This window comes from Bacteroidales bacterium (assembly GCA_035647615.1).
In the GTDB taxonomy this organism is placed as follows: domain Bacteria; phylum Bacteroidota; class Bacteroidia; order Bacteroidales; family 4484-276; genus SABY01.
Genome location: DASRND010000015.1, coordinates 1 through 13,951, shown reverse-complemented (window position 1 = coordinate 13,951; position 13,951 = coordinate 1). Strand labels below are relative to the sequence as shown.

The following is a 13,951-nucleotide window of genomic DNA, read 5'->3' as shown; positions in this document are numbered from 1 at the left end:
AGAAGTTACCGCTGTTGTTTAATTTTCCATAGGCATACAATTTTTTTGTTATTGATCGATTGCTGCTTTTTCGACTGATGGTTTAACCTTTTTCCTCATTGGATACTACCGGCAAAAAAGTCTCTAAAAGTATGACATTCCGGTGGAAATAAAACGAAGTATTCGTTTTATTGTATGTAGTTTATTATTTCATGTATGAACCCCAATGTTTTGTGTATGAAAGTGTTTCGGTGGGATCCAATATCCGAAATTGCTGGTTTTTAAATCTTAAATTATCAATTCAACTATTTTTTGCCATGCATTAGTTTCGGATCACTCAACCGAAGTAGTTGATGGTTGAAGGTAACCGAAACCAGCGTAGTCGAAATTCATTCTTAACATGTTTTAATGAACATTGCCTGCTACATCAATTTAGTTATTCTACATTTGCCGGTGAAAAACAAAAAAATATGGTCATAAATCTGGGCAAAGAAAATTCGATTTTGAATCAGTTTATCGCCGAGCTGCGCGACACTGAGGTACAAAATCACAGCATGCAGTTTCGTAAAAATATGGAACGCGTGGGCGAAATTTTTGCCTACGAGATCAGTAAGCGGTTGGAGTACGAGACCAAAGAGGTGATAACGCCACTGGGAAGTGCTGAGGTTTCGGCGCTGAAGACATATCCCGTTTTGGCTACCATTTTACGGGCAGGGTTGCCTTTTCATCAGGGTTTACTTAATTTCTTCGACAAGTCAGAGAATGCTTTTATATCGTCTTACCGCAAGCATCACAAAGACGGTAGTTTTGAAATTCAGATAGAATATGTCTCGAAGCCCGATCTGGAAGGGCGCACGCTGATACTTATCGATCCGATGCTTGCCACCGGTTTGTCGATGGGCCTGGCATGCCGCGAGCTGATTGGCGACATGAAACCGCTGCACATCCACATGGTATCCATAGTTGCCAGCGTAGAAGGCGTAAACTATATCAAACGCAACTTTTCGAGTACTGAAGTTACGATGTGGGTGGGTGCCATCGACGACGAGCTGACAGCGCAAGCCTACATTGTGCCCGGTCTCGGCGATGCCGGGGATCTGGCGTATGGCAAGAAACTGTAATTTATTTTAAGCGTTTTCATGAGTAAGATTGGTTTTTGGCTGGTTTATGCGTTTTTGTGGCTCCTTATGCTGCTTCCTCTTCGCCTGCTTTATATTCTTTCCGATCTGCTTTTCCTGATTATTTATTATCTCAGCGGATACCGCAAAAAGGTCGTCTTTCAAAATTTACGCATCGTTTTCCCTGATATTTCTGACAAGGAAATAAAAGATATTGCCCGGAAGTTTTATCACCATTTCTGTGATCAATTCATCGAGTCGGCCAAAATTCTGCATTTGAGCAAAAAAAATCTTGACAAGCGGTTTGTGTATGAGAACCCGGAAATCCTCGATGATTTTTATAAAAAAAACCAAAGCATAGTGCTGGTGTCGGCGCATTATGGCAACTGGGAGTGGACAGTCAATATTCAGCCGAAAATAAAGCATCGTTTTATAGCCATTTACAAACCCTTGTCTGATGTCAATTTCGACAGGCTGATGCACAAGCTGCGAACCCGTTTCTTCGATGCTGATCAGGTGGTTCCGATGAGTAATATTTATCGTCGTATGTTGCACGACCATAAGGCAGGCATTCTCAACCTCACCTATTTTTTGGTGGATCAGTCGCCACCGCGCGATTATCCGTTTTGGACAAATTTTATGGGTCTGGAAACACCCTTTTTTCAGGGGCCGGCCAGAACCGCACGCCGTCTCGGACAGCCTGTCGTTTTTTTGCACATCGGCAAGCAGCGCCGCGGATATTATCGGTTAAAGTTCACCACGCTGGTGAGCGATCCGGGCATTATGACAGAAGAGGAAATTGCCCGAAAATACGTAGAAGCTATCGAAAGCGAAATACGTCAGCAACCGGAATTTTGGCTTTGGTCGCACCGGCGGTGGAAACATTCGGAAGGGGAGGGCGAGGCAGTGATAAGAAATGAGCGGTGAGTTGGGAGAGATGAGAAGAAAGGCGGCATTGAGCAGGTCGCAGTCTTCAGAAGGCAGTCTGTAGTCGGCGAGGATTGCTAATGAATTTTTAATTCCAACCCAAAAACCAATTTCCCGGAAAAGATTAGTTTCGTTGCCGTAAATTTTATAATAAATATCTGCAATCATGGCCAAACAGGTGCTCATCGAAAACGTCCGGATTTCGTTTAATGCCATCAAGGGTAGCAAACTGCGCACTGTTCTTACAGTGCTCATCATCGCCTTTGGTATTATGGCATTGGTGGGCATTTCCACCGCCATCGATGCACTAGAAAAAAGCCTGGTAGAAAACCTGATGTCGATGGGCAGCAACACATTTACCATCCAAAACCGGCAAAGCAATGTCCAGATAGGGCGTGGCCCGCGTCGATCGCAAGTCTACCCTCCGATTAGCTTCAGAGAGGCAATGGATTTTAAATCCCAATATGCTTTCCCAGCTTTGGTATCGGTTTCAACCAATGCCAGCTCTATTGCTACGGTAAAATACAACACCGAAAAAACCAACCCCAACATCGAGATTATCGGTACGGACGAAAACTTCATGCTTACATCATCCACAGAGCTGCAAAGCGGGCGAAACTTCAGCGAACACGAAGCTTTTTATGGCTCACATGTAGCGGTTATCGGAGCTGAGATAGCAAAAACATTGTTCAAAAGGAACGAGGATCCACAGGATAAGATAATATCCATCGGTCCCGGGAAATATAAGGTGATAGGCGTGGTAAAAGAAAAAGGTACCGGCATGGGCTTTTCGCCCGACCGGCAGGTGTTGCTACCCATTACCAATGTGCGGCAATATTTTTCGCGACCTAATATGTCTTTTACCATCAACGTGCTGCCCCAGTCGTCGCAAAATGTGGATGCTGCTGTCGGCGAAGCTATCGGAGTGTTTAGGGTCATCCGCCAAAACAAGATAGGCGATGAAAATGATTTCGATATTTCCAAAAGTGATCAGCTGCTGGAGATGCTTGCCGAAAACACCAAAAGCATTAAGCTTGCCGCACTGATAATAGGTTTCATTACTTTATTCGGTGCAGCCATCGGGCTGATGAATATCATGCTCGTATCGGTGAGTGAGCGGACGCGCGAGATTGGTATCCGCAAATCGCTGGGAGCTACCCGGCTTACCATCCGCAATCAGTTTCTGGCAGAAGCCATTATCATCGGACAGCTTGGCGGCATTTGTGGAATAATTCTGGGGGTACTGGCCGGAAACATTGTGACCTTTTTTACCGACACCAGCTTTTTGATTCCGTGGATGTGGATAGGCATCGGTGTATTATTGTGTCTCATCGTAGCACTGGTATCGGGAATTTTGCCTGCCATCAAAGCAGCACGTCTCGATCCGATCGAGTCGTTGCGTTTCGAATAATCGTTTCAATAAATTTTATTGATAAATAAAAGAAAGTGCCACTACGCCGGGGCCAACGTTTGTGCCTAATACGGGTGAGGCTTCGCCAATAAAGCGTGGTTTCATACCGGTAAGTTCTTCCATCTGTGTGGCGTACCATTGGGCGGCTTGTTCGTTTTCGGCATGTGAGATGGCGTAACCCCAAATCTTGCGTTTGTTGATTTTTTTGGTTACCAGCGCCATGGCCATTTTCATGCTTGATTTCTCGGTGAGCGGCTTGCCATAGGTTTCTGTCTTGCCTTGGTCGTTCACTATCACCACCGGCTTGATGTTGAGCAGCTTTCCGACAAACCCTTTCATGGCACCCACGCGGCCGCTTTTCACCATATATTTAATTGTCTTTGCCGTCACGAGCAGTACACTGTCGGTGATCCATCGTTCGATGTTTTGGGTAAGCTCTTCGTGGGTTGTGCCTGTTTCGAGTGCTTCGGCGGCGCGCATTACAATCAATCCCAATCCCGAAGTTAGGCGTTTTGAATTGATGACCGTGATGGGCTTTTTAGTAAAATTGCTGATGGTCTTGGCAGCTTTTCGGCTGTTGGAAGCGGTGCCACTCATCGCTTCACTAATGTGAATGCCCACGATGGAGTCGTAATGTGTACTCAGATAATTATATTTGTTGCTGAACTCCTTGAAGGTTGGCTGCGCTGTGCTGGGATAAACTTTGGTTTTGGCCAGCATTTTATAAAAACGTCCAGGTGCCAGCGTAAGGCGATCCAGATAATAGGTATCGCCAAAATGGACACTCAGCGGCACCATGCTTATCTGGTGCTTCTCCAGAAACTCTTGTGGCAGGTCGCACGTCGAATCGGTTACCAGAGCTATGTTATGTTTTCTATGGTCAAACAAATCCATCTGCATCACCATATCGTCTACTTTCTGAAAGGTGATGCTGCCAAATGGGCTCAGGCGTGTAAAGAGCTTGTCGGGTGTGTCGGTATGGATGTGGATGCGCATTTTGGAGGGTGAACCCGCTATTACGAGTGAATCGCCAAAATGCTCGATTTTGCTGCGCAGCTTGTCACGCTGAATGTTTTCGCCAATAATCATTGCTTCGGTGCAATACCGGAAGTTGACATGCTCCGGGTCGTGTGCATCTTCGAGGAGCTGCGTTTTAACGACGTTGCGTGCTCCCAGGATTTGTCTTAGTTCGCCATGTTTAAAAAAGTCGATCATGCCTTCCAGGAAAACCACAAATCCTTTGCCGCCGGCATCTACCACATTGGCTTTGGCCAACACTTCGAGCAGATTTGGTGTATTTGCCAACGATTCTTTGGCACGCGCATACGACTGGATGATAAGCTGGTTGAAATCGTCAATTTTATCTTTTAAAATCTGAATGTCTTCGGCCCATTCGCGCAGTACGGTGATCATGGTTCCTTCCACCGGATTAGAGATGGCTTCGTAAGAATGTTTGACACCTTGCGCCACAGCGTCCGAAAACTCAGTGACGTCGATCGTTACTTGATCTTTAAAGCTGCTGCTGAATCCATAAAGAAACTGAGCGAAAATGATCCCTGAGTTGCCACGGGCTCCAACAAGCGCGGCATCAGCCAGTGCTGTTACGGTATGCGAAAAAGTATCGGTAGGAATAAAAGTGTCCACGATGGATCGCATGGTCGAGGCCAGGTTGGTACCGGTATCGGCATCGCGCACCGGAAACACATTGATTTTGTTCAGGTATCCCTGGTTGTCGAAAATGCGTTGGGCTCCGGCCAAAAAACTGTAGTAAAGCCGTTTGCCATCAAGGGTTTTTGTATCTATATCTACTTTAGCCACTCGTTATGATTTTTAGTTTCAAGAGTTACAAAAAGTTTTAGAGCTTTCGCCAAAAGTCGGCAAATTTAATGAATTCGTTTTGTTATCGTGTTGATAAAAATAGTTAAACATTGATTTACAGGCTATTTAGTTTTAAATTGTCAGATTCTGTTTTGCAAAATCACACAGACCAGTTAATCTTTTTATCTTTGAAAACTTTCCGTCGGTGTAGCAGTTATCAATCAAAAAAGGAACAATTTTTGGAAAGCGGCGGAGTTTTTATGAATAGATATTTTGGAATTAAAAAATAAGAAAAAATGCGATTTCCGATAGTCATATTGCTTTTTGTAATGCTGCCATTGTTTGCGCAGGCACAGATTACCGCTGCTGCTGACACGCTTCCTGAAGCCGCTGCTGACACGCTGCAGCTGTCCAGGTTTCCCGATGCAACGGCGCTGCCACTCACGAGAATCGACAAAAAGGTGAGCGTACGCATGGAGGTCGGCAGCAGTTTTGGAATGGGCAAAGGCAGTGAAGGTTTGTTTGGTGTGTATGCTGCTCCGCATATCAGTTATGAGGTGTCGCCGCGGTTTCGGGTGAATGTAGGAGCCATGATTCAAAATAGCAATTTCCTGAATTATTACAATCCGTATTTCAGCCATTATCCCGAATACACGCAAACTTTCAATAGCAACCTTACTACTACGAAGATTTATGCCGAAGGAGCTTATTTGATAAATCCGCGATTGCTGGTGAATGCGCGTGTGTATAAAACGGTGTCGGTGTTTGACGAGCCGAAAATGAATCCACGTGCCCGCGATTTGGATGGAGATGGAGTTTCGGTGGGATTCAATTACAGGGTGACGGATAATTTTCAGATAGGCGCACAGGTGGGCTACAGTCGTGGCCGTCAGCCTTACGACCCGTTCTACTCACCCTTCGACTCGCATTTTGCTCCCCGCTCTTTATTCTCAAATCCTTATTATCCTTTCGATTAATACCCGAATCTCTTTCCTGTTTTCACCAAAATAAATTCATTGCAATGCTTATTGTTTTATCACCTTCCAAAAATTTGAATTTTGATTTCGACCCGCCAAAGAAATTTTCCCAACCTGAGTTTGCCAGCGAAGCTGCCGATGTTGCAACAGTGTTGCAGAAATATTCGCCTGCTGATTTGCAGAAGCTAATGAAAATTAGCCCGCAACTTGCTCAGCTTAACGCACAGCGTTACAACGAATGGCATCTTCCTTTTACAACCGAAAATTCGCGACAAGCTTTGCTTGCTTTCAAAGGCGAAGTGTATCATGGGCTGGAAGCCGAAACCATGACGCAGCAGCAGCTCGACTTTGCGCAGGAGCATCTGCGCATCCTGTCGGGATTGTATGGAATTTTGCGGCCGCTCGACCTGATGCAGCCTTACCGCCTTGAGATGGGCATAGCTGTGAAGGTAAATAGAAAGAAAAATTTGTATGAGTTCTGGCAAAAGAATGTTACGGCACACATTGATAAATTATTGCAGAGCCACGACAACCCGCTGCTGATCAACCTGGCATCCGACGAATACTTCAAAGCCATCGATACCACCGCACTTAAAGCAGAGATTATTCAGCCACAGTTTAAAGATATGTCGAAAGGCGAATACAAATTCATCACCGTCTACGGCAAAAAGGCGCGCGGCGCGATGACGCGTTTTATCATCGAAAACGAAATTACCGAAGCCGAACAGATCAAGCTTTTCGACACCGATGGATATTATTATAACGACCAGCTAAGTAAGGGCAACAAATGGGTTTTTACAAGAGGGTAAAGCAGTCGGCAGATGGCAGTCTTCAGGCGGCAGTCGTCAGTTGGCAGTAGGTAGGAAGCAGTCCTCAGTTGGCAGAAGGCAGAGATGAAAAATTAGCGATTAAATTGCTTTAGTGGCGGAAATGGAGCCTAAGCTTTCGCAATCGAAACCCCGAAGGGGTGAGATGATTATAGCAAAAGGTATCAAGCGAAAACCAAAACCCCGAAGGGGTGGCATTATTAAAAGAACCAGAAGAATGGCGATGTTCGATTTTTTTTAATCATTTTTAAAATCATAAACCTAAGAGATACAAATGCCAAAAGTAATCATACACAATCAGGTAAGCGTCGATGGTGCAATTACGGGATTTCAAATCAATCCGGCGGAATATCACACCATCGTCAACAGTTTTGACGCACAGATGTATTTGGTGGGATCGGAAACGGCGCTTCTCGGAATCAAACATTTTGGAAAAAGAAACCAGCCTGAGACGCCTGCCGACTTTCAACCACTGCCACCCCTGCCCGGTGATAGAAGGCCATATTGGGTAATTCCCGACAGCGAAGCCAAACTGATTGGACAGCTGCATCACCTCAGACAATATGCACATTGTCGCGAAGTGATAATTCTGATGAGTGCCGAAACACCTGCCGAATATCGGCAATATCTCCGGGAGCGGAACTATCCGCATTTCATTGCAGGTGAAGTGAAAGTGGATTTTAGGAATGCATTTGGCAAGTTGCGGGAGAAATATGAATATGAGACGATGGTAACAGATAACGGTGGCAAGCTTAGCGCTGTGCTCCTCGACAATGCGCTGGTGGATCAGGTTAGCCTGATGGTGTCGCCCACACTCACCGACCAAAAAAATCCGAAACTATTCCGTGAACTGAAGCTGGGGAAGAGAGTGATAAAACTAAAGCCAGTAAAAGCAGAAATAATGGAAAGCAACGACATCTGGTTGCTTTTTGAGGTGGTGAAATAATTATCGTCGAAACGCACAGCCTGCCCTGACTATTCGGGGATCGGGCGTTTTTACAGAAGATAGTGTGAAAATTGAAATTTGGAATTTGAGAATAATTATTCAGAATCTTCCTCTACCACGATAAAAAATTTCTCACCATCGCCGACCATTAGATACTTTTCGCGGGCAAGTTTCTCCATACTTTTATAGTCGGTTTCGAGCTGGTGCAGCCAAATGCTGTCGGTGCGATATTCGTTGAGATAAAATTCCTGCTGGGCTTTCACCTCGCGCAATTCCCTGTTCAGCTTAATTTGCTGAATCCAGCTGTTGGTATCGAAAAAAATCATCCAGACCAAAAAGGCTATGAGAACCAGGAAGTATTTATTCTTGAATATTTTGGGGATTCTTTTTATCATGGTGCGTTTTTTTAATTGCAGCTCCAAAAGTACAATTTTGTATGACATTGTCATCAAAAATAATTTTCAACAACTTTGCAACAGTGTGCTACAGCCCTTACACAGCAGCACTTTGATCATAGCTGTAAATTTCGGTGTTAAATAATTAAAATTACTTTTGGGGTCACTTTATAAGAAAAATCTAAATCTAAATAGCGCTGATTATTAACTTTTAAATTCTACAAAATGCTTTTTCAAAAATTCACACGCTACAGTTTCCTAACATTTCTCTCGCTGTTACTTTTTACAGCCCTCCACGCTCAGGAGCAAAAAATTGCTTACGCTGATTCGTGGCAAAAGGCTGGTTACACCTTACTCGATGCCAATCGTTCGAGCGTACAGGTTAGTTTTTCAATTCGGGAATTTACCATTGCCGACACCCGTATCAATGACGAGGCTATGCAAAATGTAATTCTCGACGGTGTGATGTTGCCTAACGACGAAGGCACCCCCAACCTTCCTGGCACCAGCCGCTACATCGCCATTCCCGAGGGAGCGCGACCTGTGCTGAAGATTAGCGACTATCGCACCGAACTCATCAAAAATGTAGAGGTGGCACCCTCGCCCCGTATTCCCCTCGAGACCGAAAAAGGCGAGCTGGAGTTTACCAAAGGTGCTGTTTACAACCAAAATGCTTTTTATCCAAAAAATCCGATTCAGATTTCGGAAGTTACCGAAATACGCGGCGTGGATGCCGTGATGCTTGGAATTACTCCTTTCCAGTACAACCCGGTAACTAAAGAACTACTGGTGTACCGCGACGTGAAAGTGGAGATAACTTTTGAAGGCGGCAGTGGCGAATATGGCGACAATCGTTTGCGCAGCCGTTGGTGGGATCCCATCATGAAAGACGTTTTTCTTAACTATGCCTCCTTACCGGAGGTGGATTATAACCAACAACATCAGCAAGCTAAAAAGAATCGCGACGAAGGTTATGAATATTTGATCGTGGTTCCTAATAATCCTGAATTTTCACAATGGGCAGATTCCATCAGGGATTTCCGCCAGAAGCAAGGCATTCTCACAGGCGTAGTCACGCTTGCCGAAATTGGTGCCAGCAGCGCCACTGGATTGGAAAGTTATTTTAATAATATCTATAACAACTGGACGATTCCGCCGGCAGCCATCCTGCTGCTTGCCGATTATGGAACCAACGCCGCCAACTCCATTATTTCGCCCATCTGGAATAACTACTGCGCTTCTGACAATATTTACGCCGACGTGAACAACAACAGTATGCCCGACATAATTTTTGCCCGTATCACCGCCAACAATGCGCAGCAACTCAAGGTGATGGTAACCAAGTTTATCCATTACGAAAAAAACCCGCCTACAAACCCTAATTTTTATCATAAACCCATCACAGCTTTGGGCTGGCAAACCGAACGCTGGTTTCAGCTTTGCTCAGAAGTAGTGGGCGGCTTCTGGCGCAAGCAGGGTAAAGAACCGGTGCGTATCAATGCCATTTATCAGGGAACTCCAGGCAGCATCTGGTCATCGACCACTGTTGGCAACACTACCGCTGTGGTAAATTATTTTGGACCTAATGGCGAGCAATACATTCCCCAAACTCCTGCGGAGCTGGGCGGATGGTCGGGCGGAACTGCCGCTATGGTTACCAACGCTATCAACAACGGCGCATTTATGTTGCAACACCGCGATCACGGTTATGAGCAGGGATGGGGCGAACCTGATTTCATTTCTTCCAACATTCCAAGCCTGAACAATACCGATCTTTGTTTTGTGTTTTCGGTTAACTGCCTTACGGGAAAATACAATATGAGTGGTGAATGTTTTACTGAGAAATTCCATCGCCATACCCATAATGGGAAAAATTCAGGTGCACTCGGACTGATAGCTGCTTCGGAGGTTTCTTATTCGTTTGTTAACGACGCTTACGTTTGGGGTTTGTTTGACAACATGTATCCGGAATTTATGCCCGATTATGGTGGTCCTGTAGAAGAACGCGACCTGCTGCCTTCGTTTGCCAATGCTGCCGGGAAATATTTCCTAAAACAAAGTGCCTGGCCCTACAACACCAACAACAAAGAAGTAACTTACAATCTTTTCCATCACCATGGTGGCGCTTTTCTGCGGGTTTATTCGGAAGTTCCTCAAAACCTTACGGTGATGCACAATCCAATACTCATCAGTGGTGAAACATCATTTTTGGTGTCTGCCGAGGCAGGCGCTTTTATTGCCCTTACGGTAAATGGGGAGATCATTGCTACCGCCGAAGCTACAGGCTCCCCTGTGTCGATTACCATCGAGTCGCAGTTGCCGGCAAATGATATGCTGGTAACCATTACCAAACAAAACTACTATCGTTACGAGCAAGAGGTGGAAATCATTCCCCCGGCAGGGCCATACATTGTTTACAACGATATGCAAATCGACGACGCTTCAGGCAATGCCAACGGATTGCTCGACTATAGCGAAACAGTTTTGCTGGACATGACTTTGAAAAATGTAGGTGTCGAAAATGCCAACAATGTAATAGCTACGCTTACAACCAATGATGAATTTATCACCATCATCAATGGCCAGGCTGACTATGGAACCATTGGCGCCGACGCCACCAAATTGGTTGCCGGTGCATTTCAGATTGAAGCCGCCGGAAATATTCCTGACAACCATTCCATAATATTAACAGTTTCAGCTTCCAATGGCACCGACACCTGGGCCAGTGATTTTATCATCAAAGCACATGCACCACTGATCGAATTGATCAGCATTACAGTTTTGGATCCAGGGGGCAACAACAATGGCTACCTCGATCCGGGCGAAACTGCCGATATCGTCTTCGAAACTGCCAATAACGGAAGCAGCATTGCTATGGATGTAAGTGCAGCGCTCTCCGCACTCAGCTCGTTCATTACACTCAACAACAGCACTTATGATATCAATACATTAGAACCTGGCGCCAGCAGCATGGCTACCTTTAATGTTACTGTAATTCCAACCGCACCCATCGGTACCGTAATTAATATGGTGTACACTGTAGAAAGTGGCATGTATGAGCTTGAAGTAATGACAGGTCTTAAGGTTGGTTTGATCTTAGAAGATTTCGAAACCGGCGATTTCAGCCAGTACGACTGGCAATTTAGTGGCAATGCCAACTGGACAATCACCAATGTGAGTCCCCACGAAGGAATCTATTGTGCCAAATCAGGTACCATCGGCAACAATCAATACAGCTCTTTGAAAGTAACAATGGATGTTGTGAATGATGACGAAATATCATTTTATCACAAAGTATCTTCCGAAAACACATACGACTTCCTGCGGTTCCTCATCGACGGCAGCGTAAAGGGAAGCTGGTCGGGTTCCACCCAATGGAGCCAGGCAACTTACAGCGTATCTGCCGGCGAGCATACTTTTGAATGGAAATACCAAAAAGACCCGGCGGTCGGCAGTGGTTTCGACTGTGGCTGGGTAGACTATATTAACTTCCCCGCAGCCGTGAACGATGCGATGGTAGTATATGCCGGTGAGGATGATCAGGTCTGTGAAGGCGAAATCTACGCCCTCGATGCCTCAGGTTTAAATTATGAAACAGTAATGTGGGAAACCAGCGGAAGTGGCACTTTTAGCAACAATACGATCATTAAACCTACCTATACACCAAGCGACGCCGACATTGCTTCAGGCGAAGTAACTCTTACAGTGACCATTTTCGGCAACAGCCAAAATATGAGCGACAGCATGATTCTCGGTTTTATACAAACACCTGGTCAATGTGCAATGCCCGAAGGCGAAACTGAATTTTGTCAGAATTCCGGGGCTACAATTTATCAGACAGAGGAAATGAGTGGTGTGGCAGATTATATCTGGACACTACTGCCGGAGAATGCCGGGACAATAACCAACACGGGAGCTACTGCTACCATTGATTGGGACGTTGCTTTTAACGGCGCCGCGCAGCTAATGGTGATAGGCACCAATGCTTGTGGTACCGGTACCATGTCGGAGCCGTTGAATGTGATGGTGCAACCACTGCCCGCTATAGGTTCGCAGCCTACCGGAGAAACTAATTTGTGTCAGGGCAATGCTCCCACAAGTTATACCGCCGATGCCATTGCTGACGCAGATGCTTATCTATGGCAACTTATCCCTGGCGCAGCAGGTACGATCAGCGGTAGTGCAATGGAGATAATAATAACCTGGAACAACAACTGGAAAGGTGAAGCTTTGCTTGCCGTAAAAGGAGTCAACGAGTGTGGCGAAGGCGAGTTTTCGACACCATTAACAATTACATTACAAGCTACACCCGAAATGGCCATGAAACCAAACGGTGAAACTGAATTTTGTCAGGGTACCGCTGCTTCGGTTTATTCTACCGACGAAGTAGCTTACGCTGATATTTATATGTGGGAACTTACTCCCGCCGAAGCCGGCTCCATCAATGGCGACCAGACAGAAATCCAGGTGAACTGGAACGACAGTTGGGCAGGTGAGGCTATGCTTACCGTAAAAGGGATGAACGATTGTGGCGAAGGCGAAGCTTCTGCTCCGCTGGCGATTACAGTCAAACCATTACCAGGCATACCAACAACGCCAGAAGGAGCTACCAATATTTGCCAGGGGACTGCCACAACAACCTACACTTCTAACGGAGCCACCGATGCTACCGAATATCTATGGGAACTGATGCCCTCAGAAGCTGGTTCCATCACAGCCAATGGCTTGAGCGCCGAAGTAGCTTGGGCAACAGATTTTACCGGTGACGCTATGGTACATCTCAAAGGAACGAACGAATGCGGCGAAGGCAACTTTTCGCAGGCACTGAACATTGAGCTGGTAACGTTGCCCAATCAGCCACAGAATATCACCGGGTATGCCGAAGTTTGCAAAGGCACCATGAAAGAGTACAACGTGGCAACCATTGAGCAGGCCAACGGCATCATGTGGAAAATAGAACCGGCCGAAGCAGCTATTCTCAACTTCAATAGCGAAAACTGCGAAGTTTCGTTTAGCGATGATTACATAGGAACAGCAAACCTGATGGTGAGAGGCACAAACGACTGCGGCGAAGGAGCCTGGTCTGAAGCGTTTGTCATCACCATCAACGACTGCACCGGTATCGACGAAAACGACCTGAGCGGGATGAGCATTTATCCCAATCCCGCCAACGACATCTTTACTATTCGCCTTAGCGGTAACGACAATGTAGCGCTTACTTTGGTGAATGCCATTGGCAAAACTGTTTATTTGCGTTCGGATGTGCAGGTAAATGGTACTGCCACCACGCAGATAGATGCCTCGCAACTGGCACCCGGAATGTACTTCCTGAAAGTGGAAGGCTCTGCTATCAACACGGTACAGAAGGTGATTATCCGCAGATAATGCGTTGATGTGTCTTAAATAATAAAGGGAATCCTGTAGCAGGGATTCCCTTCTTGTTATGAAATTTGGGTGGGAATGTTTTATGCTGTAAAACAAAGTACCCTGCATTAGAAAAGCAAACATTTTTATATAATATTAAGGATAGACTTGTTTTTTATTATTTTAGCA

At 45.6% G+C, this 13,951-nt stretch carries 9 protein-coding genes; 7 read left to right on the top strand and 2 right to left on the bottom strand.

The genetic code is table 11. The annotated features are described in order from the left end of the window. The first annotated feature begins 449 nt into the window (after window positions 1-449). The 3 genes from upp (at window position 450) to VFC92_05840 (ending at window position 3,435) form a co-directional block, all read left to right on the top strand. Window positions 450-1,100: a uracil phosphoribosyltransferase gene (upp, locus tag VFC92_05850; GenBank protein ID HZK07706.1), complete on the top strand. Its 651-nt coding sequence runs from the start codon at window positions 450-452 to the stop codon at window positions 1,098-1,100. A gap of 18 nt (window positions 1,101-1,118) precedes the next feature. Beyond that, window positions 1,119-2,024: a lysophospholipid acyltransferase family protein gene (locus tag VFC92_05845; GenBank protein HZK07705.1), complete on the top strand. Its 906-nt coding sequence runs from the start codon at window positions 1,119-1,121 to the stop codon at window positions 2,022-2,024. Between the two features lie 166 nt (window positions 2,025-2,190). Next, window positions 2,191-3,435 carry an ABC transporter permease gene (locus tag VFC92_05840; GenBank protein HZK07704.1) on the top strand — a complete coding sequence of 415 codons (1,245 nt, stop codon included), beginning with the start codon at window positions 2,191-2,193 and terminating at the stop codon, window positions 3,433-3,435. Window positions 3,436-3,450: 15 nt separating this feature from the next. Here VFC92_05840 and VFC92_05835 read toward each other — a convergent pair whose 3' ends face one another. Beyond that, on the bottom strand, window positions 3,451-5,253 hold the full coding sequence (locus tag VFC92_05835) for a DegV family protein (protein HZK07703.1): 1,803 nt from the start codon (window positions 5,251-5,253) through the stop codon (window positions 3,451-3,453). A 296-nt stretch (window positions 5,254-5,549) separates the two neighbouring features. Here VFC92_05835 and VFC92_05830 point away from each other — a divergent pair, with 296 nt between their 5' ends. From VFC92_05830 to VFC92_05820, 3 genes are all read left to right on the top strand, one after another. Then, window positions 5,550-6,230 (top strand): hypothetical protein, encoded by a 681-nt coding sequence (locus VFC92_05830; protein HZK07702.1) that lies wholly within the window; start codon window positions 5,550-5,552, stop codon window positions 6,228-6,230. A gap of 44 nt (window positions 6,231-6,274) precedes the next feature. Beyond that, window positions 6,275-7,039, top strand: a complete 765-nt coding sequence (gene yaaA, locus VFC92_05825) for a peroxide stress protein YaaA (GenBank protein HZK07701.1) — start codon at window positions 6,275-6,277, stop codon at window positions 7,037-7,039. Window positions 7,040-7,331: 292 nt separating this feature from the next. Next, a complete protein-coding gene (locus VFC92_05820) occupies window positions 7,332-8,003 on the top strand; it encodes a dihydrofolate reductase family protein (GenBank protein HZK07700.1) in 672 nt (223 codons plus the stop codon). Window positions 8,004-8,098: 95 nt separating this feature from the next. Here the strand turns inward: VFC92_05820 and VFC92_05815 are convergent, their stop codons facing one another. Further along, the gene (locus VFC92_05815; protein HZK07699.1) at window positions 8,099-8,398 is read right to left on the bottom strand and encodes a septum formation initiator family protein; all 300 of its coding nucleotides are present in this window, start codon (window positions 8,396-8,398) and stop codon (window positions 8,099-8,101) included. Window positions 8,399-8,623: 225 nt separating this feature from the next. On the opposite strand from VFC92_05815, the gene VFC92_05810 reads away from it, so the two are divergent. After that, window positions 8,624-13,783 (top strand): C25 family cysteine peptidase, encoded by a 5,160-nt coding sequence (locus VFC92_05810; GenBank protein HZK07698.1) that lies wholly within the window; start codon window positions 8,624-8,626, stop codon window positions 13,781-13,783. The last annotated feature ends 168 nt before the right edge of the window (window positions 13,784-13,951 follow it).